The sequence below is a fragment of the Williamsia sp. Y844 genome, assembly GCF_056786475.1.
This window is the reverse complement of sequence record NZ_JBXCJB010000002.1, coordinates 531,626-556,966: the sequence shown is the minus strand read 5'-3', so window position 1 is coordinate 556,966 and position 25,341 is coordinate 531,626. Positions and strand designations below refer to the sequence as shown.

22 protein-coding genes and 1 pseudogene are annotated in these 25,341 nt (G+C 63.3%); 10 read left to right on the top strand and 13 right to left on the bottom strand.

Going from position 1 to position 25,341, the window contains the following annotated elements; translation table 11 throughout:
* Positions 1-4: 4 nt before the first annotated feature.
* A complete protein-coding gene (locus AC1TQG_RS14890; protein WP_482138098.1) occupies positions 5-1,207 on the bottom strand; it encodes an MFS transporter in 1,203 nt (400 codons plus the stop codon).
* A gap of 147 nt (positions 1,208-1,354) precedes the next feature.
* Between AC1TQG_RS14890 and AC1TQG_RS14885 the strand changes: the two genes are divergently transcribed.
* Entirely contained in the window at positions 1,355-2,188 is an 834-nt protein-coding gene (locus AC1TQG_RS14885; protein WP_482138096.1) for an oxygenase MpaB family protein, read from the top strand.
* Between the two features lie 29 nt (positions 2,189-2,217).
* Positions 2,218-4,368 (top strand): molybdopterin-dependent oxidoreductase, encoded by a 2,151-nt coding sequence (locus AC1TQG_RS14880; protein ID WP_482138095.1) that lies wholly within the window; start codon positions 2,218-2,220, stop codon positions 4,366-4,368.
* 18 nt (positions 4,369-4,386) lie between these two features.
* Here AC1TQG_RS14880 and AC1TQG_RS14875 read toward each other — a convergent pair whose 3' ends face one another.
* Positions 4,387-5,388 carry a TauD/TfdA family dioxygenase gene (locus AC1TQG_RS14875; RefSeq protein ID WP_482138093.1) on the bottom strand — a complete coding sequence of 334 codons (1,002 nt, stop codon included), beginning with the start codon at positions 5,386-5,388 and terminating at the stop codon, positions 4,387-4,389.
* Positions 5,389-5,621: 233 nt separating this feature from the next.
* Between AC1TQG_RS14875 and AC1TQG_RS14870 the strand changes: the two genes are divergently transcribed.
* Entirely contained in the window at positions 5,622-6,104 is a 483-nt protein-coding gene (locus AC1TQG_RS14870) for a VOC family protein (RefSeq protein ID WP_482138091.1), read from the top strand.
* A gap of 114 nt (positions 6,105-6,218) precedes the next feature.
* Here AC1TQG_RS14870 and soxR read toward each other — a convergent pair.
* A pseudogene (gene soxR / locus AC1TQG_RS14865) lies at positions 6,219-6,662 on the bottom strand (redox-sensitive transcriptional activator SoxR); the annotation flags it as partial.
* 51 nt (positions 6,663-6,713) lie between these two features.
* Between soxR and AC1TQG_RS14860 the strand changes: the two are divergent.
* Together AC1TQG_RS14860 and AC1TQG_RS14855 are read left to right on the top strand one after the other, a co-directional pair.
* Positions 6,714-7,247 carry an NADPH-dependent FMN reductase gene (locus AC1TQG_RS14860; RefSeq protein ID WP_482138090.1) on the top strand — a complete coding sequence of 178 codons (534 nt, stop codon included), beginning with the start codon at positions 6,714-6,716 and terminating at the stop codon, positions 7,245-7,247.
* Between the two features lie 2 nt (positions 7,248-7,249).
* Complete coding sequence (locus tag AC1TQG_RS14855; RefSeq protein WP_482138088.1) at positions 7,250-8,782, top strand: DHA2 family efflux MFS transporter permease subunit; 1,533 nt, start codon at positions 7,250-7,252, stop codon at positions 8,780-8,782.
* Between the two features lie 8 nt (positions 8,783-8,790).
* Here the strand turns inward: AC1TQG_RS14855 and AC1TQG_RS14850 are convergent, their stop codons facing one another.
* Positions 8,791-9,663: a universal stress protein gene (locus AC1TQG_RS14850; RefSeq protein WP_482138086.1), complete on the bottom strand. Its 873-nt coding sequence runs from the start codon at positions 9,661-9,663 to the stop codon at positions 8,791-8,793.
* Positions 9,664-10,074: 411 nt separating this feature from the next.
* Here AC1TQG_RS14850 and AC1TQG_RS14845 point away from each other — a divergent pair, with 411 nt between their 5' ends.
* On the top strand, positions 10,075-10,230 hold the full coding sequence (locus AC1TQG_RS14845) for a hypothetical protein (protein WP_482138084.1): 156 nt from the start codon (positions 10,075-10,077) through the stop codon (positions 10,228-10,230).
* A 120-nt stretch (positions 10,231-10,350) separates the two neighbouring features.
* Here AC1TQG_RS14845 and AC1TQG_RS14840 read toward each other — a convergent pair whose 3' ends face one another.
* On the bottom strand, positions 10,351-11,982 hold the full coding sequence (locus AC1TQG_RS14840; protein ID WP_482138083.1) for an AMP-binding protein: 1,632 nt from the start codon (positions 11,980-11,982) through the stop codon (positions 10,351-10,353).
* Positions 11,983-12,081: 99 nt separating this feature from the next.
* Here AC1TQG_RS14840 and AC1TQG_RS14835 point away from each other — a divergent pair, with 99 nt between their 5' ends.
* Complete coding sequence (locus AC1TQG_RS14835) at positions 12,082-12,945, top strand: helix-turn-helix transcriptional regulator (protein ID WP_482138081.1); 864 nt, start codon at positions 12,082-12,084, stop codon at positions 12,943-12,945.
* Between the two features lie 72 nt (positions 12,946-13,017).
* Here AC1TQG_RS14835 and AC1TQG_RS14830 read toward each other — a convergent pair whose 3' ends face one another.
* Positions 13,018-13,947: an NAD-dependent epimerase/dehydratase family protein gene (locus tag AC1TQG_RS14830; RefSeq protein WP_482138080.1), complete on the bottom strand. Its 930-nt coding sequence runs from the start codon at positions 13,945-13,947 to the stop codon at positions 13,018-13,020.
* A gap of 165 nt (positions 13,948-14,112) precedes the next feature.
* Between AC1TQG_RS14830 and AC1TQG_RS14825 the strand changes: the two genes are divergently transcribed.
* The gene (locus tag AC1TQG_RS14825) at positions 14,113-15,315 is read left to right on the top strand and encodes a trans-sulfuration enzyme family protein (protein WP_482138079.1); all 1,203 of its coding nucleotides are present in this window, start codon (positions 14,113-14,115) and stop codon (positions 15,313-15,315) included.
* Here AC1TQG_RS14825 and AC1TQG_RS14820 read toward each other — a convergent pair.
* From AC1TQG_RS14820 to AC1TQG_RS14790, 7 genes are all read right to left on the bottom strand, one after another.
* Positions 15,308-16,531 (bottom strand): MFS transporter, encoded by a 1,224-nt coding sequence (locus tag AC1TQG_RS14820; protein WP_482138077.1) that lies wholly within the window; start codon positions 16,529-16,531, stop codon positions 15,308-15,310. The two genes, AC1TQG_RS14825 and AC1TQG_RS14820, sit on opposite strands and share 8 nt — an antisense overlap.
* 141 nt (positions 16,532-16,672) lie before the next feature.
* Positions 16,673-17,911, bottom strand: coding sequence for an MFS transporter (locus tag AC1TQG_RS14815; protein ID WP_482138076.1), 1,239 nt, complete (start codon positions 17,909-17,911; stop codon positions 16,673-16,675).
* 67 nt (positions 17,912-17,978) lie between these two features.
* Complete coding sequence (locus AC1TQG_RS14810) at positions 17,979-19,271, bottom strand: amidohydrolase family protein (protein ID WP_482138074.1); 1,293 nt, start codon at positions 19,269-19,271, stop codon at positions 17,979-17,981.
* Between the two features lie 45 nt (positions 19,272-19,316).
* Positions 19,317-19,961, bottom strand: a complete 645-nt coding sequence (locus AC1TQG_RS14805) for a GntR family transcriptional regulator (protein WP_482138073.1) — start codon at positions 19,959-19,961, stop codon at positions 19,317-19,319.
* Positions 19,958-21,031 (bottom strand): isopenicillin N synthase family dioxygenase, encoded by a 1,074-nt coding sequence (locus AC1TQG_RS14800; protein WP_482138071.1) that lies wholly within the window; start codon positions 21,029-21,031, stop codon positions 19,958-19,960. The genes AC1TQG_RS14805 and AC1TQG_RS14800 overlap by 4 nt, the downstream gene beginning before the upstream one ends.
* 49 nt (positions 21,032-21,080) lie before the next feature.
* On the bottom strand, positions 21,081-21,965 hold the full coding sequence (locus AC1TQG_RS14795; protein ID WP_482138069.1) for an ABC transporter permease: 885 nt from the start codon (positions 21,963-21,965) through the stop codon (positions 21,081-21,083).
* Positions 21,962-22,744: an ABC transporter ATP-binding protein gene (locus AC1TQG_RS14790; protein WP_482138067.1), complete on the bottom strand. Its 783-nt coding sequence runs from the start codon at positions 22,742-22,744 to the stop codon at positions 21,962-21,964. Before AC1TQG_RS14790 ends, AC1TQG_RS14795 begins: the two co-directional genes overlap by 4 nt.
* 355 nt (positions 22,745-23,099) lie before the next feature.
* On the opposite strand from AC1TQG_RS14790, the gene AC1TQG_RS14785 reads away from it, so the two are divergent.
* Positions 23,100-24,269 carry a nitrate ABC transporter substrate-binding protein gene (locus AC1TQG_RS14785; protein WP_482138065.1) on the top strand — a complete coding sequence of 390 codons (1,170 nt, stop codon included), beginning with the start codon at positions 23,100-23,102 and terminating at the stop codon, positions 24,267-24,269.
* 30 nt (positions 24,270-24,299) lie between these two features.
* Positions 24,300-25,268, top strand: a complete 969-nt coding sequence (locus AC1TQG_RS14780) for an isopenicillin N synthase family dioxygenase (protein ID WP_482138064.1) — start codon at positions 24,300-24,302, stop codon at positions 25,266-25,268.
* The last annotated feature ends 73 nt before the right edge of the window (positions 25,269-25,341 follow it).

The window sequence follows — 25,341 nt, the reverse complement described above, 5'->3', positions numbered from 1 at the left end:
GCGGTCAGGCCTCGTTCGCCTGCAGGTTGTCGGCGATGCGCTTGGGCAAGGTCTCCCGCGCAGCGATCCAGAAGATCGTCGCAACAAACGCCACCCCGGCCGTGACCAGGAAGGCCGGTCCGAAACCCCACTGCTGTGCGATGAAGCCGGCGATGATCGGCCCACTGATCGCTCCGACGTCCGCGGTCATCTGATAGGTCGCCAGAGCCGGGCCACCTTGCCCCCTGCCGGAGAGGACGTCGGCAAGTGCAGCCTGATGTGTCGGGGCGAACAGTCCCGAACCGATCCCCGCCGCGAAGGTCAACGTGGCCGCGATCCAGATGTTGCCGCTGTACCCGAGAAACGCGGTCGACGTCCCCATCAGCAACAGCCCGGGGAGCATGATCGGGCGTCGCCCGAGAGAGTCCGACAGCCGGCCCGCGACAATGATCGCGAGTACGTTGCCAGCGGCGTACACCGCGAGCACCACGCCGGTCATGGCGTCCGACTGGTCGAGGTCCTCCACGATGAACAGCGGGACCAGTGCGACGCGAACACCCATCGACGCCCAGCCCTGCGTGAAACTCGATGCCAGGATTGCGCGGTAAGCACTGTCACGCAGGGCTTCCTTCATGGGCATCGCGACGTGGTCGTCGCCGCCCGGCAACGGCCGCCCGCCCACCGATCGAAGTTGGGTGGCAACAACGATGGAGGCCACGATCAGCGCGATGGAATACACCACGAACGGCATCCGCAGCCCGAAACCGATCAGTGCACTGCCGAGCAACGGGCCGGTGATGTTGCCGACGAGGAATCCGGCGCTGAAGAAGCCCGAGACCCGTCCGCGCAGATCGGGCGGCGCCAACCGGATCATCAACGCTGTCGCGGAGATCGAGAACATCGTCGAACCGATGCCACCGAGTCCGCGGAAGATCAACAGCTGCCAATAGTTCTGCGCAAAGGCGCATGCCAGGGTCGAGGCCGCCACGATCAGCAGACCGGTCAGGTAGATACGGCGTTCGCCCAGCAATCGCACGAGCCGTCCGCCGACGGGCGCGAACAGCAGCCGCATCACCGAGAAGGCCGAGATCACCACGGCTGCCGCGGTGATGCCGACGTTGAAACTGCGCGCGAACATCGGCAGCGCCGGGGCGATCAAGCCGAAACCGAGTGCGATCACGACGTTGGCCACGAGCAGAACCCATATCTCGCGGGGTATCTGCTTCACGGGATAAAACTACCGTCGCGTCCGAAGACCGGTCACATCGGACCCGCGGACCACTCACCGCCACGGATTCCACCGCCTGACGCTGAATGGAGTTATCATCTGGAAACCGATGTGTGCACATTGTGGTGCACCGGCCCAGGAGTGCTGATGCCGAGAAACCCCCGTAGAACCCTGGATCTCATCACCTCACTGGGCAGCACGATGGCCGCGGCCAACGTGATCATGCAACTCGCCTCGCCCGGTGTCGGCCATGGCGTCCTCGAGAGTCCGGTCGAACGCGGCAATACGTTCAAACACCCGATCAAGCGAGCGCGCACCACCGGCCAATATCTGGCCGTGGCGATCAGTGGCACCGATGACGACGTCGCCTACGTCCGAGAGCAGCTACGACATGTCCATGCTCAGGTCGCGTCGAAACCTGGTGCCGAGGTCGCCTACAGCGCCAACAACCCCGAACTGCAGTTGTGGGTGGCCGCCTGCCTGTATCGCTTCTACGTCGACCAGTACGAGTTCCTGTACGGGTCACTGGACCCCGATACCGCCGACGCCATCTACGCCGACGCCGCCCGGCTCGGCACCACGCTGAACGTCCGCCCCACGATGTGGCCGGTCGATCGCGCCGCCTTCGAGATCTACTGGGACAAACAGGTCGCGGACATCCACATCGATCCCCCGGTTCGGGCGATGCTGACCTCGCTCGCCGACCTCAGCTTCCTCACCGAGCCGCTGGGGGTCGGCGGAAAAGTCCTGCACAAGATATTCGGCGAATCACAGCTGTTCATGACCAAAGGTGCGCTGCCCGAGCCGTTCCGTGAGGCGATGGGCTGGACATGGACTGCTGCGGACGACCAGCGTTACCACCGGGTGCTCAAGGCGTACCGCCAGACCGACTGGGCGGTGGCCCGCCTGATCAAGGGTCTCAACGACGTCATGCTCGCCGACCTGAGAATCCGTCGCAGGTTCGGAATTGCCGTCTTCTGACACCGCGACCGGGCCTACACTCACCACGTATGCCGCCCAGCCACAGCGTCTGCAATCTATGTGAGGCCATCTGCGGTCTGCAGGTGACCCTCGAGGACAACCGCGTCGTCGATATCCGCGGTGACCGCAACGATCCCCTGTCTCGGGGTCACATCTGCCCCAAAGGTACGGCCCTGGCCGACCTGCACGCCGATCCGGACCGGTTGCGGACACCGCTACGCAAGACGCCCGGAGGTGAATGGGAGTCCATCAGCTGGCAGGCGGCGATCGAATTGGTCACCGGCAAGATCATCGAAACGCAAAAACGGCACGGCCGCAACGCAGTTGGACTCTATCTGGGTAATCCCAACGCGCACAGTCTCGGATTCTTCACACACGGACTGCCATTTGTGAAGGCGATCGGTACCCGCAATATCTTCTCGGCAACCTCGGCGGACCAACTCCCGATCCAACTCGCGGCTCACCTGATGTACGGGCACCAGCTACAGATCCCGATACCCGACCTCGACCACACCGACCACCTGCTGGTCATCGGCGCCAACCCGGTGGTGTCCAACGGTTCGATGATGACCGCCCCGGACTTTCGCAACCGCATGCGCGAACTACGCCGTCGCGGTGGACAACTCGTGGTGATCGACCCCCGCCGCACCGAGACCGCCGCAATAGCCGACAAACACCATTTCATCCGGCCCGGTACCGATGCGGCACTACTGATGGCCATGCTGCACGTACTCGTCCACGAGCGTGGGATCTCGCCGGAGCGCATCGACCATCTCCCGATGTCCGGGCTCGACGAGGTCCGGGCGCTCTGCACGACGACGACCCCGGAATGGGCAGCGCCGATCACCGGTATGGACATCACCGATATCCGGTCGATCGCCACCTATTTCGGAGCTTCCCCGCGCGCGGTGATCTATGGACGCACAGGTGTGTCGACCCAACGTTTCGGGACGTTGTGCCAGTGGGCGATCCAGGTGATCAATGCGGTCACCGGCAACCTCGACCGGGTCGGTGGCGCGCTCCTGCCAGATCCCGAGATCGACCTGGTGCGCCGGAAACTCAGTGGTCGAGGCCATTTCGACAAATGGCGCAGCCGGGTCCGGGAGCTGCCGGAATTCGCGGGCGAACTCCCCGTCGCCACAATCATCGACGAGATCGTCACCGAGGGTGCCGGCCAGATCCGGACCCTCATCACGGTCGCAGGCAATCCGGTCTCCTCAGCGCCCGGGGGTGGTCACCTGGGGCCGGCCCTCGACGGTCTCCACTTCATGGTCTCGGTCGACTTCTACGTCAACGAGACCACCCGCCACGCCGATGTGATCCTGCCGCCGACGATGGTCTTCGAACGCGACCACTACGATCTCATCTTCCACCAGCTCGCAGTCCGCAACACCGCCCGGTTCTCACCGGCGATCGTCGCCAAATCACCTGATGCAAAGCATGATTGGGAGATCTTCGGAGATCTCACCCGGGCCCTCTCACGTGCCCGATCCGCCGACCGGGGAGCCTTCGATCGCCTCCGCCGGTTACCGAAACAACTGGTTCCGACCGTACGCACGATGGCCAGTCCGCGAGTGTTGCTGAATCTGTTGCTGCACACCGGTCCGGGCTCTCTGACGGTACGCAAACTCCTCGCCACCCCGTCCGGTCGTGATCTCGGGCCACTGCGTCCCGGGCTGAGCCGCAAACTCGTCGCCGCATCGGGTGTGGTCGACCTGGCACCGCCGCTGATCACCGCAGACCTGACCCGAATGCACACAGACCTCGTGCCCACCGCCGAGAACGAGCTGTTGCTGATCGGTCGACGACACCTGCGGTCGAACAATTCGTGGATGAACAATTCAGCCCGCTTGTCCAAGGGTCACCCGCGCCATCATCTGTTGATGCATCCGCAGGACCTGGCCTCCGGCGGGCTGTGTTCCGGAGACCGGGCGTTGCTGCGTTCAGCGGCAGGCTGCGTGGAGGTGACCGTTGCCGAAAGCGACGGTGTCATGCCGGGTGTGGTGAGTTTGCCCCATGGTTTCGGTCAGAATCAGGATGGCGTCCGACTGTCGGTTGCTGCGCTCATCGATGCCCCGAGTGCCAACGACGTCACCGATCCCCTTCGCCTCGACGAGATCTCCGGGAATGCGGCGCTGAACGGCGTGCCGGTGACAGTCAGTGCGACCGTTCCCGGCTGAACCCCGGACTTCGAGTCCTCAGCAGCCCTCGATCTCGATGATCGGCGAACGGTCTTCGCGGGCAAACCGCGACACCGCCAGGTTGCACAGACCCTGCAGCCGGCACAACCATCGGTCGGCTCCGTCCCACCGCGGCGCGAATGAACTACGCCCGTGGATGGCGCGGCTGTTGTCGATGATGAACAAATCGCCTGGGCGCAGGACGATTTCGTCATGCTGCGCCTGCCACACGGACTTCACCGCGGCCAGGGCGGCGGCATGTTCGTCGTCATCTGCGGACATCAGGTCTTCGTCGTAGGTGATCACCGGGTCATCCCACGAACCGCTGAGCACCGGGATGGGCCCACGTGTCTCGTCGGGAACTCCACCGTCGACAAACGATCCATCCACCCGCGTGTAGAACACCGGATCACGAAGCAGCGCGGTGGTCTCGGCCGGGAGCAGGTTCTGCAATTGCCGGGCCGACAGCAGATAGGTCGCCGCGGTCGGGTCACCTCGCAGACATCCAAGCGCGATGAAATCGGGGCGGGTCCGGAAGTTGTGGCACTGCTCGGTATGGCTTTCGAGGTTCACCGCGCTGCCCGTCGACATCTGCCGCCGCTGATGGCTGCGAATCGGCACCAGTGTCTGAACGAGTTCGCCGCGGCATTCCGGGCGGTAGCCGACCAGGTGCACGATGCTCGAGAGCAGTAGCGCCGATTGTCTGGCGATGCCGGTGTGACGAGTGGGCGCACCGACCGCGGCGGCCGGGGTTTCACCGATCTCACCGACATCGAGTCCCCGCAGCAGCAATCCACCGTCACCCTCGACGAGGAAGTCGAGCAGCAGCTCCCGAATCGGCGCGGGCAGCAGCGCAGCAGCGAGTCGGGCCTGCCTGCTGAAATCTTGCGGATCCGTCAACGAATCTGCTGACACATTCTGCGCGAGCATGCTGATGACCTGCGCATACTCACCGATATCTGCCGTCTGCACTGTCGGCCAGTACGGCCCATGCGGTCCGGGAAGCGATTGTGCACTCATCTTGCTCACCCTCCGATCCATGCCGAGGCGGTATCAACAGGGTAATCCGCGCCATCGGATCTCACAGTGCGAGAATGCCGCGAAACGGTGGCAGCGGGATCACGATTCGGATGGCATCGCACCCCTGCCCGACAGTGCGAACGGCAGACATCGGTGAGTTTTCGGCCGCAGCGCAGTCGATATCTGTGAAGCAGTCACGTCTGCTCGCCTGTCGAAACCGAAAGGATCTCCACATGCCCGCCATAGTCCCCTCGCTCTGGTTCAACCAGAACATCGAGGAAGCCATGAAGCTCTACACCGCGACATTTCCCGACTCGACCATCGACCAGATCTTGTACACCGGCGAAGACGGGCCGGGACCGGAAGGGAGCATCCTCGCCGCCATGTTCACCCTGTCCGGCAACAGGTTCGAAGGAATCAACGCCGGCCCGGAATTCCATTTCAGCGAGGCGGTGTCGTTTGTGGTCCGCTGCGACTCACAGGAGGAGATCGACCACTACTGGAATGCGCTGACGGCCAACGGTGGCACCGAATCGGAATGTGGCTGGCTGAAGGATCCGTTCGGCCTCAGTTGGCAGATCGTGCCGACACGATTGTATGAACTACTGACCGATCCGAATCGGGCCCGCGCCAGGGGTGCCTCCGAGGCGATGATGAAAACCCACGGCAAGCTGGTGATCGCCGATCTGGAGGCCGGCGCCGACTCAGCCGGCTGAGCCGATTGGGTCGATTGAGCCGACGGGTTCGGCCGGGCCGCCTCGACCGGCTGGGCTCCGTGTCGGTTTGGCGCACCCGGCGGACTCGTGACCTTCGAGTTTTTCCTCGCACTCCTGCGTGAGCAACCGGTTGGTTCCGACGCCCTGCTGCGCGAACACGTCGCCGGGATTGAGGAGCTGGCAGGCCTTCATCGACAAACAGCCGCAGCCGACGCAGCCGTCCATCAGGTCCCTCATCCGTTGCAGTAGCGCGATCCGTTCATCCAGATCCTCCATCCACTGCACCGACGCCTTGTGCCACATCGCCTTGGTTGGTGACTCGTGTTCGCCGAGGACCTCCAGCACCGACCCGATGGTCGCCAGTGGGATCCCGACGGCCTGCGAGGCCCGGATGAACGCCACCCGCCGCAACATCGCCCGGTGATAGCGCCGCTGGTTGCCGGAGGTTCGGCGGCTGAAGATCAGTCCGCGATCTTCGTAATATCGCACAGCCGACGGCGCGACGCCGGCCCGGATGGCCAACTCCCCGACCGTCAATTCCAACTTTTTCACTGCCATTTTCGCATCGTACCTTGACTTCAAGCGCGCTTGAACTTGAAGACTGGGCGCATGCAACCAACACACCTCGAGTTCGCCCTGATCATCGCGAGTGTCCGCCCCGGTCGTATCGGCCCCACCGTGGCCGATTGGTTTGTCGAGCAAGTCAATCCGTATGGGCTCGACGTCGAGGTCATCGACCTCGCCGAGCCGACCGGACCTCACACCACAGATCTGCTGGCGGCTGCCGACGGATTCATCGTCGTGACACCGGAATACAACCACTCCTACCCCGGTGAGTTGAAAATCCTCATCGATGCCCACCGCTGGGAGTGGAAACACAAGCCGGTGACATTTGTGTCCTATGGCGGCATGTCGGGAGGACTACGCGCAGTGGAACATCTGCGCGCCGTGTTCGCCGAGCTGTATTCGGTCGGCACCCGGAACGGAGTGGTCGTCCACGCACCCTGGGACCACGTCACCGACGGCCGGCTCACACTTGACGAGACCGCCATCGTCTCGGCCCGCAGCGCCATGGACGAACTGGTGTGGTGGGCCGAATTACTCAAACCCGAACGCAAACACAGAGATCGAGGCGCAGCCTGACCATGGACCTGCGTACGAAGAAAGTCGCAGCCGTCCTGGCGCTTGGCACGCTGATGGTGATGCTCGACGTCACCGTCACCGTGGTCGCGATCCCACGACTGGCCGAATCATTTGACACCAATCTCGCCACGGTCCAGTGGGTCACCACCGCCTATGCCCTCGCATTGGTCGCGGTGATGCCAACCGCGGCGTGGGCAATACGCCGGTTCGGCGCCAAGCGGGTCTATCTCACTGCTCTCGTCTTGTTCGTCGCCGGCTCAGCACTGGCCGGGCTGGCCTGGAACATCGAGAGTCTCATCGCGTTTCGAGCAGTCCAAGGTCTCGGCGGCGGGTATCTGCAGCCTGTCGGGATGACCATCGCGTTGCAGATGGTCGACGAACGTCATCGCGGCAAATTGATAGGGTGGCTCGGACTTCCCCTGTTGATCGGGCCCGTCCTCGGCCCGGTTGCCGGCGGACTACTGGTCGATGGCATCGGATGGCGATCACTGTTCCTGATCAACGTCCCGATCGGCATCGCGGCCATCATGTTGGCCGCCAGGATCTTTCCACAGCAGCCGGGCACCGATCGCGGGCGTCTCGACTGGATCGCCCTGGCCACACTGGCTCCCGGCGGTGCCTTGCTCGTCTTCGGATTGGCACAGGCCGGAGACAGCGGTGACCCGATGGCGGCCCAGGTTCTGATCCCGGCGGTCTGCGGTGTCACACTACTGGCGCTGTTCATCACTCGGACCCTCCGATCATCGCACCCACTTCTCGATCTGCGACTGCTCAAACAACGATCGCTGGCAGTCGGATCTGGCAGCCTGTTCCTGGTCGCGGGCGCCTATTTCGGGTCGATGATGCTCGGGCCCATCTACATTCAGGCCGTCCGCGGCGACAGCGCCACCACGGCCGGACTGATCGTGATCGGACAGGCCGTCACCACCGGCGTGGTGGTCCAGATCGCCAGCCGTCTGACCGACCGTGTCGATCCGCGCCGGGTGGTCTGGTTCGGCATCAGTGCCACCGTGGTCGCAATGATCCTGATGACAACGATTCTCGATGAGAACACCTCGTACCCAACGCTCGTGGGCATCGGCGTGGTCATGGGTATGGGCATCGGCTCCACGCTGATGCCGCTGATGGCAGCATCGCTGCGCGGCATACAGGGTCCGGCGATTTCATCGGGCACAACCATTCTCACCACGGGCAACCAGTTTGCAGCCGCCGTCGGCGCCGCGCTCAGTGCCACCGTGCTGACCACGCTGTTCAACAACCGGGCAGAGTTGCTCGACGATACCGGCATGGCCGGGGCACTTCGGCTCAGCGCCGATGAACAGTCTGCGGCGGCACCGGATCTCGCGAGCGCCGTGGCCGACACCTACCTGCTGACACTCGGCCTGCTGGTCACCGCTCTGGTGATCTCCGCGTTCCTGCCGAAGCTGCCGCCACCGTCGCGAACGGCAGCGCCGGCACCCGCTGAACGGGCACCGGCGCGCATTGTGCACGAAAAAGAAGTGCAGGAACAAGAACTTTCAGCTGAGCCCAGCTGAAAGTGGTGTCAGCTCTCGGCTGACGGCTTCACCACCAGGACCGGGCACTGCGCTCTGCGCAGGACCGCCTGGCTGGTGGAGCCGAGAAGTAGACCCCGGAAACCACCACGACCACGGCTACCGACCACCAGAAGCTGGGCATCTTTGGCATGCTCGAGAAGTTGATGCGCCGGACCGTCGGGAACGATCACACGCTTGACCTCGACGTCGGGATAGTCGGCGCCGAAACCGGCGATCCGCTCGGCGACGACCTCGCGGGCTTCATCGGACAGTTGCTGCAGCTGATCGGGCTCGAGTCCGTAGCCGTACAACGCATCGGAGGCCAGGTCGGTCCAGGTGTGGACCACCAGCAACTCGGTCTTCAGCAGTGACGCCTGTTCAAATGCAGCAGTAACCGCGCCCTCGCTCAACGCTGAACCGTCGAGGCCGACAACAACCGGCCCTGTACCGCCCGGACCCGCGTACACCAGCACCGGGCATGAGGCATGTGCGGCGACGTCCACGCCAACCGAGCCGAGGAACACCCCCTTCACACCACCGAGTCCACGGCTACCGACCACGACCAGCGACGCATGGTGTGATTCTTCGATCAGCAGGGAACCGGCGCGCCCTTCGGCGACTTTGGTTTTCACCTCGACCCCCGGAGTGATTGCCCGGACCCGTGCGGCGGCCTTGTCGACGTTGTCATGTGCTTCTTGCCGAATGATGTCGATGACATCCTGCGGAATGACCAGCGCCGGCGCGTACAGCGCCCCCTGGGTCTCGTACGCACCCAGTATCGACAGAGACTTGCCTTGCCGCTCAGCGGCTTTCGCCGCCCACTCCACCGCCTCGAGGGCTGAGTCCGAACCGTCGACTCCAACAACAATCGTGGTGCTCATCTGTGAACCTCTTTGCTATTCGTCGTGTTCGATACAATCGCGCCAGGCCTGCTCAGTCAACGCGCCGACCCCGTCTACTGCACCACAATTCACCGCGCCGATGTAGGGCACTTGGGCCCAATACAACCGGTTCGGCCGAATTGCCCGTACACTAGGTGTTGTCGGATACATCCACCACCGGCAACCTTCGTCGAACTTCCTCGAATCCGATATCCCGGAACCTTGCGAATCGCCGATAGCCGGTTGACGTTTGATCACCAATTTTCCTGGCACCGCGGGAGATCTTGAAGAGGTTCTCGAGAGAGTCCTTTCCAGACCGCGGTCGCTTGCGACACCCGGCAGCTCTTGCGCAGATCCCGTGCACTGCACGACAACACAAGAGCCGCACCACAACGACGAAAGTAGTCACACATGCCCGAAACCGAACTCTTCTCGCACCGCGAGTCGATCCGTTCAGAACCCGCCGCGCAGAGCTCCAAGGACGCGCCGCGTATCCCGCAGCCGGTCTTTTCCGACCAGGTGGTCGATCCCGCGGTGCAACGCGCACAAGAACGCACACCGCGCTGAGCGACTCAGCTCACCGCAGGTAAATCTCCGGATACAACAATGGCCCGCCGACTATCGGCGGGCCATTGTTGTGTGTAATCGGTCACAGTTGCGCGCAACGTGGACGGTTACCCGGTTCGCTCAGCGCTTACGGAGCAGGAAGCGTTGAACCTTGCCGCTGGGCGTCTTGGGCAGCGACTCGATGAAGTGAACCGTGCGAGGGTAGGCGTGAGCCGCGAACTTGTTCTTGACCAGCTGCTGGAGTTCGGTTTCGAGTTCGGCCGACGCGGCCGACGGATCCCGGAGCACCACATACGCCTCGAGCACCTCACCACGCAGCTCATCGGCCTTGCCCACCACCGCGGCCTCGACCACGGCCTCGTGCATGACGAGCACACTTTCGACGTCGAAGGGGCCGATGCGGTAGCCGGCCATGATGATCACATCGTCGTCGCGGGAGGAGAAGGTGAAGAAACCATTCTCGTCGACCGACCCGGAGTCTCCCGTGACGTACCAGCGGCCGTCTTCGGTGTACCGGCCTGCCGTTTTCTCCGGCGCGTTCACGTAGCCGGTGAACCAGAGCATGTCGCTGGCCGTGGTGTCGATCGCAACCCGGCCGACAGTGCCAACCGGAGCCGGCGAATCGGAGTCCTCTTCGAGTACGGCGCAAGACCAGCCAGGTAACGGCCGTCCCATCGAGCCCGCGGGCACGTCGGCGCGCAGATCGTCGTGCCAGGCGTTGACGATGAACATGCCGTGCTCGGTCTGTCCGTACTGGTCGCGCACAGACACCCCGAGGACGTCATTCGACCAGCCGACCACGTCGGGCGTCAGCGGTTCACCCGCGGACGACGCGCGCCGCAGATTGATCGACTCCGGAACCGGACCGTCGTCGGCCCGCAGTGCGCGGTACACGGTCGGTGCGGCGGCGAAGTTGGTCACGCCGAACTGCTCGAGCACCTTCCACGTCAACGCCGGCGAGAATCCGGCGTGCAGCAGCAGGCTCCGCGTGCCGGTCGCCAGCGGTCCGAGCAGCGAATAGTAGAGCCCATAGGCCCAGCCGGGATCGGCAGCATTCCAGAACACGTCGTCGGGGCGCACGTCGAGACCGAACTCCTGATACCCGTGGAACGATGCCAGCGCCCGAACCGGAACCGGAACACCCTTGGGCCTGCCTGTCGTTCCGCTGGTGAACAACTCGACGAGCAATCCGTCGCCTCCGACCGCGACAGCCTGTCCGCCGGGCTCGTCGGCGTCGTGGGCCTCGATCAGATTCGCCAGTTGCAGTTCGTGATCCGCGGATTCACCGGCAGCGATGACCTGCCACGGCGCATCGGCCGGGATGTCCTCGCCGGGGGCCAGTTTGTGTAGCTGATCGAGGTCGGAGATCACGAACTTGGCGCCGCTGTTGGTCAGGCGGAACGCGATGGCCGGGGAGGCGAACGCCGTGAACAGTGGAACGTAGACAGCTCCGCGCCGCCAGACGCCCAGCGCCGCGACCACCAGTTCGGCCGATTTGCTCATCAGGCTCGCGACACGGTCGCCCGGCTCGACGCCGAGCGCGGCAAGTGCCGCCGCAAACTTCGACGACTTCTCCCGCAGCTCTCCGTAGGTCAGATCGACGGAAACCAGTTTCCCGGTGTCGTCGGTCTCGACCACCGTGAACGCCACGGCATCGGCTGCATGTCGATCACACAGCAGGTCGGCGGCACACGCATCGGGACGGTCGTACTGTGCCAGCATCTCGCTGACCCGCTCAGTTGTGGCAAACATATTCCCTTTGAATCCTCACTGCTCAGCACACTTCTACCCGGGAGTAGGATCCACGTCACAGTAACTCACCCGCTACCCCCGAAAAGGGCTGACTCACCGATGACAGGACGGCATCCACTGCTGCGACCACGCGATTCCGACGCTCTCCGAGACGAGATGCGGGCACTGGCCGGCGAGCCACAGACCCCCGTCCTGTTCGGCGGCGAAGTTCATGCCGGCACGTTGCTACTCACCGAGTTCATGGGTGTGCGCACCAACGGCCTGCGTGGACTGAATGTGAACCCCGCGGCCGGTCTGGGTGGCCGCGTGGTGCAGCGACGGCAACCGGCGTCGGTGTCCGACTACCGCACTGCGTCCGCGATCACCCACGACTACGACGGGCCGGTCCTGGGCGAAGGCTTGCGGTCGGTCCTGGCGGTACCTGTCGTCGTCGACTCGAGCACCCGGGCGGTGATCTACGCGGCTCGCCGCGATGCGGTTCCGATCGGCAGCCGTACCTCCGAGTCGGTGATCGCGGCGTGCCGGAGGTTGGCGACGGAGATCGCGATACGCGATGAGGTGGACCGCCGAACCCGGATGCTTGCCTCTGCGACCGGGAACACCGCAGAGAGCCCCGACTCGGCGAGGCTCGAGGAGTTGCGCAGCATTCACGCCGGGCTCCGGGATCTTGCCGGACGGATCAGCCAGGCCGAGAGTCGACGGGCCCGTGAACTGTCCGACCGGCTTGCCCGCGTCGTCGGTGGCGAGATGGCCGAACCGGCGCCCGAGGTCGATCTGTCCCGACGGGAAGTAGACGTCCTCGCTGTTGTGGCGCTCGGTTGCTCCAATGCCGAAGCCGCCAAGACACTCTCACTGAAGCCAGAGACCGTGAAGAGCTATCTGCGCAGTGCGATGCACAAGCTGGGCGTACACAACCGGCACGAGGCCGTGGTCACGGCTCGGCGGATGAACCTGCTTCCCTAGCCCGATGATGTGGCCTTCTGGCGGTGCCCACCTGGGCTTTTAATCGCCAAAGGCGCACATCATCGGAACGGTCTAACGACCAGCTCGAATCATGATGTCCCAGTGAGCATGTAGAGCATTGGTGTCGAGGACATCGCAGCTGAGCAACACCGGATCGATGCGTCCTTGCGCGGCTTCGATGGCGGCAACAGTCATCGTGGCCGTGATCTCGGACTGGTTGCGGCCCTCGGTGAACAGCCATCGACCGGTGTTCCGGTTACGGACCAGCACCGACCACTCTTCGCTTCCGGGCATGTGGATCTTCCTCAGCATGGGCCGGCCCAGAACCGGCATCAGCGCCGCAGCCCGCAGTGCCAACGTCGCGGTGACCGAACTCAGGGTGAGGTAGTTCGCCACGTGTGGTCCATCCGACCCGATGGCCAGGTAGTCGGGAAAGTCTGCTCGCACATACCGCTTTCGGGTGTTGTGGGGGCCTTCGAGAATCCGTGACCTGACCATGTTGCGAATCGCCTCCCCCGAGACATAGTCGTTGAACGATGTACCGAGAAGATCGACCGTCCACTCGACAGCGGCCCTGCCATGGCGTTCACCCGCCCCGAGCATCAAACCGATGTCGACGCCGTCGGATGAATCGGCGGCGAGCGCGGTGGCCATGATGGTCGTCAGACCGGGCGCCAAACCCACGCAGGTGAGCACACCACCTGCGGCCGGGGCGGCCATGATCGCCTCGAGATACATCGGGGTGGCGCTGATATCGACAAATCTCGCTGCCCCGGCCTCTTTCGCGAGAGCGGGATCCTCGATGCCGGAGGCATTGACAACCACATCCATGCCATCAATCGCCGCGCGATACGCTTCGCCACCGGACCCGGCAAGATCGACCACCACGTCGTTTACTTCTGGTCTGCGTCCGACCCGGACCACGTCGTGTCCGTCGTCGTGCAATTTACGGACGACCCTCGTCCCGACCTCGCCATTGGCACCGAGCACCGCGACATTCATATGACATCTCCGCCCCGTTTCAGTTCGTGACAGTTCACAAACATTCTCGCACCCAATTTTCGGCTACAACATGGCTTCGATCGTCATCTGTTCCGGGTTAATTCGGCGGGCGGCGTGGGCGCGTCGCGACTGCGAGTGCGGTTGCAGTCCTCCTACGCTGATGACATGTCCCGCCCCGACAATCACGATCCAGCCACCCTCGCCTTCGATAGCCGCGCGGTTCATGCCGGCAACAGCATCGACAAGGGCTCCGGAGCAATCCGAACGCCGATCGTGATGGCCAATTCGTATGCGCTACCCGATGATCCGTCACAGGTCAGCTGGTCGGGCACGGAGATTCCGCTCTACACCCGCAACTCCGGGGCCAATCAGATTGCGTTGCAGCACAAATTGGCCTCACTCGAAGGTGCCGAGGACGCGGTCGTCCTGGCTTCGGGGGTCGCAGCGCTGCATGCGGTGTTCTTCACCCATCTCGAGTCCGGGGATCATGTGCTGATCGCCGACGTCACCTACGAGGCGACGTTTCGGTTGTTCACCGAACTCCTGCCGCGCAAATACGGTATCGAGGCAACGTTCGTCGATGCATCGGACCTCGATTCCATCCGGGCGGCACTGCGGCCCAACACCCGCCTGGTTCACATCGAGGCGATCGCCAACCCGACCACCAAGGTCACCGATATCGGCGCGGTCGCCGAGGTCGCGCACGCGGCAGGCGCGCTGGTGGTGGTCGACTCGACCTTCACGCCGCCGCCGTTGTACCGGCCGCTCGCCGACGGTGCAGATCTGGTGGTGCACTCACTGACGAAGTACTACAACGGCCACGGCGACGCCATGGGCGGCGCGGTCCTCGGCGCCAAGGCACTGATCGATCCCATCAAGACCGACGCCATGGTTGATGTCGGTGGCGTGATCTCGCCGTTCAACGCCTGGCTCATCAGTCGTGGGTCCGTCACTCTGCCGCTGCGAATGGCGCGCCACCTCGAGTCGGCCGCGCAGGTCGCCGAGTTCCTCGAAAGCGATGGGCGCGTGGCCTATGTCGCCTACCCGGGCCTGCAGTCACATCCTCAGCACGCGCTGGCGACCACCCAATTCGGCGGACGCGGCTACGGTGCGATGATGGCGTTCGCGGTCAGAGGTGATCCCGACACCCAGAACCGGTTCGTCTCGAATCTGCGGATGATCACCTCGGCCGTATCGCTCGGTCACGACGAAACACTCATCGTCCACGTCGGCACGAGTGGGCCACGGGTGCAGCACTATCCGGAGGAGTTCCGTACCTGGGGGCATCTCCGGTTCTCCATCGGACTCGAAGACCCCTCCGACATCATCGCCGATCTCACAGCGGCGCTGGACGCCACGTTCAGCTGATCGACTCGCGGGGCCGCAGCAGCAAACTGATGAACCCGCCTACTGCCAGAACAATGATCACGATGGAGAACACCACACTCGCGGTCCTCAGGCCCCAGGCCTGTTCGGCAAACCCCGTGGCGATGATCGGCACCGAGATCGCCACATAGGCGACCACAAAGTATGCCGACGTCGCGTCCGCCTTACGGTCGGGTTCGATGCGTGCCGCAATCGCCGCGATGCCCTTGGCGAACAAAACACCCTGGCTCGCACCCGAGATCACTGCCGCAACGATCAACGCGATCAGCGATTCCATGAGCAGGCTGACGATCAGCACACCCATGCTCACCGTCAATGCCACATATCCGTACAGCAAGGACGGCCGAATGGGCGCTTTGGACAACACGATCTGGGTGATCGCCGACGAAGCGAACAACACAAACACCACCACACCGGAAACCATCGGCGACTTCTCATTCAGAACATCAGCAAGGAAGTCCGGCGCCACCGCGCTGAAGAGACCAAAGACCGCAAATCCGGCAATCGCCCCCACGGCAGCCTGCGTGAAAACGCCACGCACAGAAGGTGGGACACTGACCCGCTGCAATTTCGGGCGAGCGCCCTTGCGTACGTCGACCGTTTCCGGAACCGTGAGCAGACCCAAGCCCGCAATCGCCACCAGCACCGCTTGAACCACAAAAACCGTGTGGGTCGGGTCGGAGGCCAGATCGGCGACAACACCAGCCAACAGAGTTCCGAGGCCGAGGCCACCGATGTTTGCACCCGTGGCGACCGACTGCGCGATCCCCCGGCGACTCTTCGGCGCCGCTTCGATCACCGCAACCGTGGCCGTGCTGGTGAAGATACCTGCCGAGAACCCCGAGATCACCCGGCCTATGAAGAGCATCTCCAAGCTGCCGCCGATGATGAAGAACACGGCGCTCAGCAACGACAGTGCGACGCCCGCATAGAGCATCGGCCGGCGCCCGATGGTGTCGGAGAACCTGCCGACGCCGATGAGCGCGGCGAGCACGCCAAGTGCGTAGACGGCAAAGATCACCGTGGTCATCAAGGTGCCGAACCCGAACTCTTTGGCGAACTCGGGATAGAGCGGAGTCGGCAGTGTGGTCCCCATCATCACCACCGTGAACGCGTAGACCACCGCCGCGAACGCGATCATCTGCGTTCGGTTCCGCGCTGGGGCGGTTGCTTCCTCCGACGATTCGGAGGGGTTCACGGAAGTCACATCCTCGATCCAGTCCCGATAGAGAAACGGCGGTTACAGGTCGATCAGCATCCAATACGTCACGATAGCTCTACCGAGAACCCGCATTCGTGCGTTCGGCGATGATGCTCAGCGGATGCATCGCTTGCCTGATCAGGTGGCGCTACGCGGCCGCAGGAGCAAGCCGATCAGCGTGGCCACCGCGATCACTCCGATCACCGCGGAGAAAATGACGCTGGCGGCGGTCAGGCCCCAGGCCGAAGATGCGATCCCAACGGCGATGATTGGAACCGAGATCGCCAGGTAGGCGACGATGAAGTACGCCGATGTCGCTTCCGCCTTGCGGTCGGGCTCCACCTTGGCGGCGATCGCCGCAATGCCCTTGGCGAACAACACACCCTGACTGGCACCTGAGATGGCCGAAGCGAGAAGCAAGCCCGGCAGCGACTCGGTAACCAGGCTCACGATCAGGATCGCCATGCTGACCGCCAACGCGAGGTATCCATACAGCAGTGCGGGGCGCACGGACACCTTCATGAAGACGATCTGGGCCACGGCTGAGGCTCCGAAGGTCACGAACACAACGAGCCCGGCAATCGCGGGCGATGATTCGTCGAGGACGTGGGCCAGGAAGTTGGGTCCGACGGCGCTGAACAGACCCGACACCGCAAAGCCGGCCATGGCCCCGACTGCAGCCAACGCGAAAACACCACGGACCGACGCCGGGACGTCGACGCGTTGCAACCTTGGCCGGGCACCGGCGAGTACCTTCACCGTTTCCGGAACGGTGAGAAGTCCAAGTCCGGCGATCACCAGGAGCACCGCGTGGACCACGAACACCGTGCGTGTCGGATCCGGCGCGAACTCGGCGACAAGCCCCGCCATGAGCGTTCCGAGTCCGAGACCGCCGATGTTGGCCGCGGTGGCGACCGCCGTTGCCATCGTCCGGCGACCTTTGGGCGCGGCCTCGATGACCGCGGCCGTGGCGGTACTGGTGAAGATGCCCGCCGAGAATCCCGAGATCACCCTGCCGACGAAGAGGATCGCCAGGCTGCCACCGAAGATGAACAAGACCGCGCTCAGTAACGACAATGCGAGCCCGGCATAGAGCATCGGACGACGACCGATGGTGTCCGAGAACCGGCCGACACCTACCAGTGCCGCGATCACACCCAGCGCGTACGTCGCGAAGATGACCGTGGTCATCGCACTGCCGAACCCCAGTTCCTGCGCGTACTCGGGGTACAGCGGGGTTGGCAGGGTGGTCCCCATCATCACAACCGTGAATGCGAACACCACCGCGGGAAATGCGATCACCTGCAGCGGCCGGCGGCGCTTCCCGTCGATCTCGGTGGCATCGTCGCCCGATCGGGCGCAGTTCACGGCAGTCACAAATCCTCGATCCGGGTTCACCTTGACGCAGCGGCAGCTGCATGAATCAGTCAACACCGCGGCACTGTCACAACTTCCGTGTGCCCGCGAGGTCTGTTCGCCAACCAGTGTGCTGCCCGGGCGGCGCCATCCAGGTCTTGGTTTCGCTGATCGACACCACGCGCCCGTCGTGGATGACCACGCGGTCGGCGGGTGCGTTGGCGATGACGTCGAGCATCCCGGTTCCGCGAACTGCCAGGAACTCTGCACGGGCACCGACCCGCGCGCCGGCTGCCGGCAGACCCATCACCCGACGGGCGTCATCGGTGACCATCGCAAGCGCGACGTCCGGGTGAACGTGTGCGGCAGTGACGGTGAGAGCGGCCGTTTCCAATGCGTCGCTGCGGCCGAGTGGGTTGAACGGGTCGCGCACGTTGTCCGCGCCTGCGGCAACACAGACGCCGGCCGCCCGTAGCGGGCCGATCGCGGTGATCCCGCGGGGTGTGGCGACGGGGTGGTCGCGGCCCTGCAGATAGAGGTTGGTGATCGGGTTCGCGACCACACCTATCCCGCTCGATGCGATCAGCGGTAGTAGTTCGCGCAGTTCGTCGATCTCCATCGTCCCCAGTCGCGAGCAGTGCCCGGCAGTACGGATCCGATCCGCCGGCCAGCTGCTCACCCGGTCGGCAAACGCTGCGATTGTGTGGTGGTCACCCTCCAGGAACTCATCGGTGTGCAGATCGACCCCGACACCGCGGCGTTCGGCAATGTCGAGTAGACGATGCAGGTCAACCATCGGGTCCGGCGCACTGTGTGGTGAACCGCCGACCAGATCAGCACCCGCATCGAGGGCAGCATGTACGAGATCGTCGCTCGCGTAAACCTTGGCCAGCGCGACGATCTCGATGTCGATGAGACCCTGGAGCTCGCGACGTACCTCATCGACCGCGCGAATACCGCGCAACGGGTCACCGCCGGCGAGGATGTCGACGTGGGAACGAACGGCGGTGGTTCCGTTGCTCAACAGTGCAAGCGCCGCACTCCGGGCACGGGTGCGGAACGACGCCTGGTCGAACTCCGCACTGCCGATCATCCAGTTCGCGATGGCGTCGTGCAGATTGCCGAGAGGGGGCTGCAGCGCATCCCAGGACAGCGCCTTGTCCAGATGGGCGTGCGGCTCGGCAGGCGCGGTCATCAGCATGTATCCGCGAAGGTCGAGCACATTCGGTGATTCGATGCTGGTATCGGGAAGATCGGCGGCACGAACCGCCGCGACCACCCCGTGATCACCCTCGCGCACCACGTCGATATCGACTACATGGCCATCAGGGAGCATGGCTCCGCGAATAGACGACACCATCTGAGGCAGTACATGTTTCACAGTTCCTCTTTCACGTCTGATGATCCAGAGCAGGCTTGCGGTCGGTCAGAGCCGTTGCGCTCGGACATAAATGCCTGCGACGTGAGCGCTTGCGGCCTCACGTGCGGCAGCGGCGTTGCCGGCTTCGATGGCGGCGACGATCCGCTCGTGTTCGTCGACCGCGAGTCGGCGGTTCAGGTCGGTGACCCACATGTCCGATCGAAACAGATGCGACTGTCCGTCCAGGCGCGAAAGTGCCTCGCTCAACGGACGATTGGCCGCATTGTCCCGAATCAGGGTGTGAAATTGTAGATCCAGCACGGCATCTCGATGCTGATCAGGGGCTTCGTCCAACAGCTCTCGCTGCACCTGCACCATCTTCCGCATCTGCTCGACGGCCGCATGATCTGAGCCGAGTGCGGCATTGAACGCCGCGAGTCCGTCCAGCACCTCACGCACCTCGAACACCGACTTGAGGGTGTTGGCATCGAGAGAGGCCACGCGGGCACCGGCGTTGCGGGTGTGGGATGCGAGTCCTTCGTAGATCAACTGTTGCACGGCCTCGCGTACCGGCGTGCGACTCACGTTCAAACGCGTTGCCAGCGCCGGAACACTCAGCGGGCTATTCGGTTCGAGTTCGCCGCTGAAGATCATCTCCCGCAGTGCGTCGTGCACCGAGTCGGTGAGAAGTGCACGGTCAGAAGCGGTCATCGTGGGTTGTCCCTCTCAGCTCCGGCGGCCACGACGCGCGCGGTCTCCCTCAGATCGGTGATCGGCGCCACACCCGTCCGCAGACCCGCCACCTTCATCGCAATGTTCTCGGCGATCGTGATGGGAGCGTATCCCTTTTCACCGTCGGCAAGCGTCCCCGGCAGCGCCTCGATGACCGCGTCGTGGTTCCCGTCGAAGAAGAAGGCAGCCGAGCGCCGGCGAAGGATCTGCCCGTCGACCACCGGCGGGTCCACCCGATGAATGGTCGAGCTCCAGCGGTCGTTTGTCCACCGGGACATCGCGTCGCCGAGGTTGATCAAGAGCGCACCATCAGCGGGCTGCACGTCGTGCCAGCGGCCGCCGCGGTCGAGTACCTGCAAGCCCGGCACCTGATCGGCCCACAGGATCGTGAGGATGCCGAAATCGGTGTGCGCGCCCATGCCGGTGAGTTCACCGGCGAACTCGTCATCGGCTTCCGGCAGTGCATAGTTGTTCATCTTCAAGGCCTCGATCGAATGGTCGACGAAATTGTCGAAGTAGCCTGACTCCAGGCCCAATGCATCGGTGAATGCGGCCATCAGCGTTCGGGCCAGCACCTGCGCCTGCGCGAAATACCGCCGGACCCGAGGTTCGAAACCGGGCGCGGCATCGGGCCAGTTGTTCGACGCATAGCTGGTCTCGGGCAGCTCGAGGCCAGTGAACTCCGAGCCCTCGACACCGACCGTGAACGCCTCGTAGAAGTCGTTCATCTGGTTGGCGGAGGAAATCCCGAGACTCATGCTCAGTGATTCCGACTTCGGTGCCGAGTAGCCGCGGTTCGTCCACGGTTCGCGAAGATATGCCTTCTTGGTCTCCAGCGGCAAAGCGAAGAACTCGTCGAGGCCTTCGGCCAGGTCAGCGATGACGTCATCGTCGATGCCGTGGCCGACCACTCGGACAAAACCGACCTCCGAGCACACCCGGTCCAGATCGGCCGCCACCTTCGCACACGTGGGATCGGAGAGGGCACCGGCACCGTTTCGATAGCAGCTGATGTCGATGGTGGGAACGTGGAATATATTGTCAGTCATCGCTTGTCACTTTCAGATCAGATTCATCGAGCTCGGCCGGTTCGGCGTCTCAGCTCTCACCGGACTCGTGCCAGCGACCGACGGCGAGCTTTGACAACAGCCCGGTGAGTGCGAAGACCGCGACCCCGAATAGTGAGGCCAGCACGATGGCCGCGATCAGATCATCTGACTGCAGACGTCCGCGATACACATCGAGCAACGTACCGATCCCCGGCTCGCCTTTGGCGAAGAACATGTCACCGATGATGGCGCCGACGACCACCATGCCTGATGCCGTACGGATGCCGGTCATGATGGCCGGCATCGCTGCCCGCAGTTCGAGTTTGACCAGACGATCCCACCGAGAAGCCCGCGAGAGTGTGAAGACTTCGTGCAAGCCCCGGTCGATAGACCTGATACCGAAGTGGGTGTTGGTGATGATCGGGAAGGCGGCGATCAGGACACAGACGAGCGTTCTCGACGTCATGCCGTATCCGAACCACAACCCGATCAGCGGGACGATGGCCAGTATGGGAATCACTTGCAGCACAACGGCATAAGGGTAGACAATCCGCTCAATCCACTTTGCCTGACTCATCAGTACCCCGGTCCCGACACCAACGATCACGGCCACGACGAAACCGACCAGCGCAACCTGGGCGGTGACCGAGAGAGCTTCGATCATCGGCTGCAGGTGGGACCACTGCATCAGCGAATCCCGCAGGACGTCGACCGGTGGCGGCAACAAGAAACGCCGCTCCGGCGCCAACATCCAATAGCTGACGGCCGACCAAGCCGCGAGCGCCCCAAGCAACGAGAGCAGCGGATAGACCACCAGCCCGGTCAGTCGCCGAAGAAGGTGACGGCTTTCGCCGCCCGCCATAGCGTTGGCAGGCACCGCCCGGCCAACCCGTTGACGTCGCGAAAACCCCAGTGTGGCATTGATTTCAGTCATCGATTGCTCCTGTGCAGCATCGCCGAGATCTCCGCGACGTGGTCAGTGAACGTGGGTTCGTAACGCAGTTCGGGTTCCCGCGGGTACGGCATGTCGATGTCGAAGACCGCCGCGATACGCCCCGGCCGCTGGGTCATCACAACAACCCGGTTTGCGAGGTAGACAGCCTCCGAGACCGAGTGCGTGATGAACATCGCTGTGAATGCCCGCTGGGTATAGAGCCGCTGGAGTTCAACCTGCATCTCGAGGCGGGTCATCTCGTCGAGCGCCCCGAAGGGTTCGTCCAACAACATCACATCCGGGGACAGCGTCAGCGCACGCGCCAGCGACACCCGCATCTTCATACCTCCGGACAGCGCCTTCGGAAGCTGATCGGCGAACTGCTCGAGCCCGACAGCCCGAATACTCTCGGCCGCACGGGATTTGTACTCCGCCGAGTCCTCATGGCCGAGTTCGGCACAGAGCTCAACGTTCGCCCGCACGCTCCGCCATGGAAGCAGTGTCGGATCCTGAAAGATGAATCCCACGGAATCACCGACCACGGCAACAGATCCCGATGTCGGTGATTCCAGTCCAGCAGCCATCCGCAACAGCGTCGACTTGCCACATCCGGACGGACCGACCACCGCGACGAAGTCGCCTCGGCGCACCTCGAGGTCAGCCTTCTCGATGGCCGTCGTCCCGGTGTCGAACTTCTTCACGACATTGTCAAAAACCATCTGCATGCCTTTGGTGAGCCGGCGCGCATCTGCGCCCTGCATCGTATCGGCGAGTCTCATTGTGTTACCCCAACCTTCCAATCAACATGCAACTATTGGCTTGTTTCGGTAATTGCATCATTTATTACATGCATGACCATGGGATTGCGTTGCGTTACGAACTGATGACATATCGATCCACCACAGCCATATCGCCAGGTAATTCGAAATCTAGCCGTTCATTGAAGCGAAATGCCAGGAACGGTAACACCTACGAAACATTGTCTTGATTACATGCAATCAAGCTTCGGAAGTGGAACCGAAGTCATACCCCCTGTGACCGTGGGATCACACATCGCGCAACAGTTCTCGCCCGCTATCTCGACATCGTCTGTTGCGCAGACATCCCGGTTGATCTGGCCGGATTAGGAGAATCATGAAGCGATCACCCGTTGGGCGAAAGGTTGGCGTTGCCGTCCTCGCCCTGACCACCCTGGGCCTGTCATCGTGCGCCTTCGGTTCCGATGAGCTCGCCGAGTCGGTGGCGATCGAACCCGCGGCCTTGGCGCAGAACCTTGCCGATGTCTGTCCTGCGAACGTCGGCATCCAGCTGCAGTGGCAGCCGCAGTCCGACATGGGCGCACTGTTCGAGATGCTCGGGCCCGGTTATGTCGTCGACACCGACGACAAGTCGGTAACCGGCCCAATGGTGGCCGGCGGTAAGGACACCGGCGTCGACATCACCCTCAAATCGGGCGGCCCGGCGATCGGATTCCAATCGGTGACCTCGCAGCTCTACGTCGATGACTCCGTCATGCTCGGCGTTGTACACGGCGACCAATTGATCTCGGCCGCAGCCGAACAGCCGGTTGTCGGGGTGACACCACTACTGAAGTACAGTCCCGCGATCCTGATGTGGGATTCCGCGACACACCCGGAGTGGACGTCCGTCGGCGACGTCGGCACGACCGATGCCACGGTTGTGGTGTCCAAAGATCAGATATTCCCGCAGTGGATGGTGGCCAAGGGTTTGCTCAAGCAGTCGCAGATCGACACCAGCTACGACGGCGCACCGGCCCGATTCGTCGGTGACCCCGCCATCGTGCAACAGGGCTTCGCGAGCTCGGAGCCGTACACCTACGCCGAAGAGACGCCTGCCTGGGACAAACCAGTCGCATACGGCCTGATCAAGGATGCAGGTTACGACATCTACGCATCGAACGTATCGGTGCGCACCGACAAGCTCGAAGAGTTCTCACCCTGCTTGGAGAAGCTCACGCCGATCATCCAGCAGTCCGGTGTCGACTACATCAGCTCGCCGGAGGCCACCAACAAGATGATCGTGGATATCGTCTCGCAGGACCAGACAAATTCGCCTTACAGTGCGGGCGAAGCGGCATACAGCGCCGAACTGCTCCGCAACAAAGGCCTGCTCGCAGGGGAGGAAAACGGCTCCTTCGGGGTTTACGACGAAGAACGCATCAGCCGGAACGTCGCGGACCTCATCCCGGTGCTGGCCTCCGGTGGAAATCAGGTGCCTGCGGACATGACCGCGTCGCAGATGTTCACCAACCGGTTCACCGATCCCGCGATCACGCTTTCCTGACATGCCGCGCACAACGAGAGGAGGACAGCAATGACGAACGATATGACCGAGTTGGACCGCGAAAGGCGTATGGGTGCGCTGGGTACCGAAAGCGATCGGGAGGTCCGGCGGATCTCGATGGCAGATCCCGGCGGTCGCCGTGCCGAGATCGCGGACGAGTTGTGGTCCGCGGCCACGGATATCGGATTCTTCCAGGTCGTCGATCACGGGATCGATCTGGTGGAGGTCCGCCGGGCATTTACGATGGCAGAAGCATTTTTTGCACTTCCGGACCAGACAAAGGCCCGCTACCCCAAACGGTTCAACTCGGGCTGGGAAAGCCTGACCCAGGTACGGCCCTCCGTGGGCACCCCGGACCAGAAGGAGTCGTACCAGGTCACCTTGTCGAACATGGATGGTCTCTGGCCAACCGACGAGGTACTCGCGGGATTCACGTCGACGATTCTGGCGTTCGAGCACAAATGTTGGATGCTGGCGATGGAGCTGTTGTCGATGTTCGCCGACAAGCTCGGGTTCGACCGCGAGTTCTTCACGCGCGCCCACGAACCCACATCATCGGGCTACCAGTGCACCTTGCGGTTGTTGCACTACTTCGCTATCGGGGCGGATGCCGATCTCGATGGCATGTGGAGGGCCGGTGCCCACACCGATTTCGATTGCCTGACTTTGCTTTTCCAACGAGAGGGGCAGGGGGGATTGCAGGTGTGCCCGGGCAAGGAGATGGAAAGCCAGGTGTGGACGTCGGTGCAGCCCTCGGACGATGCGATCACGTGCAACATCGGTGACATGCTGATGCGCTGGAGCGATGACGTCCTGCCGTCGAACTTCCATCGTGTCCGTAGCCCCGGCCCGGACGACCACCGAGGGTCGCGCCACTCCATCGCATTCTTCGCGCAGGCCAACAAGGACGTCCTGATCGAGAGTCCGCGGGCCAAGTATCCGCCGATCAGCGCCGCGGACTACCTCCAGCAACGCATCGCGGCCAACTTCGGGAAGTAGCTCCACCCAATCCGGAAGTGGTGGGTTCGGGTGAGGCCGACCAGCGCCAGGACCCACCAACTTCGGTCACTCG

What these genes read in the sequence shown, in the direction of transcription:
- AC1TQG_RS14885 (WP_482138096.1), top strand. Translation starts at nt 1,355, where the DNA reads ATGCCGAGAAACCCCCGTAGAACCCTGGATCTCATCACCTCACTGGGC.
- AC1TQG_RS14880 (WP_482138095.1), top strand. Translation starts at nt 2,218, where the DNA reads ATGCCGCCCAGCCACAGCGTCTGCAATCTATGTGAGGCCATCTGCGGT.
- AC1TQG_RS14875 (WP_482138093.1), bottom strand. Translation starts at nt 5,388, where the DNA reads ATGAGTGCACAATCGCTTCCCGGACCGCATGGGCCGTACTGGCCGACA.
- AC1TQG_RS14870 (WP_482138091.1), top strand. Translation starts at nt 5,622, where the DNA reads ATGCCCGCCATAGTCCCCTCGCTCTGGTTCAACCAGAACATCGAGGAA.
- AC1TQG_RS14860 (WP_482138090.1), top strand. Translation starts at nt 6,714, where the DNA reads ATGCAACCAACACACCTCGAGTTCGCCCTGATCATCGCGAGTGTCCGC.
- AC1TQG_RS14855 (WP_482138088.1), top strand. Translation starts at nt 7,250, where the DNA reads ATGGACCTGCGTACGAAGAAAGTCGCAGCCGTCCTGGCGCTTGGCACG.
- AC1TQG_RS14850 (WP_482138086.1), bottom strand. Translation starts at nt 9,663, where the DNA reads ATGAGCACCACGATTGTTGTTGGAGTCGACGGTTCGGACTCAGCCCTC.
- AC1TQG_RS14845 (WP_482138084.1), top strand. Translation starts at nt 10,075, where the DNA reads ATGCCCGAAACCGAACTCTTCTCGCACCGCGAGTCGATCCGTTCAGAA.
- AC1TQG_RS14840 (WP_482138083.1), bottom strand. Translation starts at nt 11,982, where the DNA reads ATGTTTGCCACAACTGAGCGGGTCAGCGAGATGCTGGCACAGTACGAC.
- AC1TQG_RS14835 (WP_482138081.1), top strand. Translation starts at nt 12,082, where the DNA reads ATGACAGGACGGCATCCACTGCTGCGACCACGCGATTCCGACGCTCTC.
- AC1TQG_RS14830 (WP_482138080.1), bottom strand. Translation starts at nt 13,947, where the DNA reads ATGAATGTCGCGGTGCTCGGTGCCAATGGCGAGGTCGGGACGAGGGTC.
- AC1TQG_RS14825 (WP_482138079.1), top strand. Translation starts at nt 14,113, where the DNA reads ATGTCCCGCCCCGACAATCACGATCCAGCCACCCTCGCCTTCGATAGC.
- AC1TQG_RS14805 (WP_482138073.1), bottom strand. Translation starts at nt 19,961, where the DNA reads ATGACCGCTTCTGACCGTGCACTTCTCACCGACTCGGTGCACGACGCA.
- AC1TQG_RS14800 (WP_482138071.1), bottom strand. Translation starts at nt 21,031, where the DNA reads ATGACTGACAATATATTCCACGTTCCCACCATCGACATCAGCTGCTAT.
- AC1TQG_RS14795 (WP_482138069.1), bottom strand. Translation starts at nt 21,965, where the DNA reads ATGACTGAAATCAATGCCACACTGGGGTTTTCGCGACGTCAACGGGTT.
- AC1TQG_RS14790 (WP_482138067.1), bottom strand. Translation starts at nt 22,744, where the DNA reads ATGAGACTCGCCGATACGATGCAGGGCGCAGATGCGCGCCGGCTCACC.
- AC1TQG_RS14785 (WP_482138065.1), top strand. Translation starts at nt 23,100, where the DNA reads ATGAAGCGATCACCCGTTGGGCGAAAGGTTGGCGTTGCCGTCCTCGCC.
- AC1TQG_RS14780 (WP_482138064.1), top strand. Translation starts at nt 24,300, where the DNA reads ATGACGAACGATATGACCGAGTTGGACCGCGAAAGGCGTATGGGTGCG.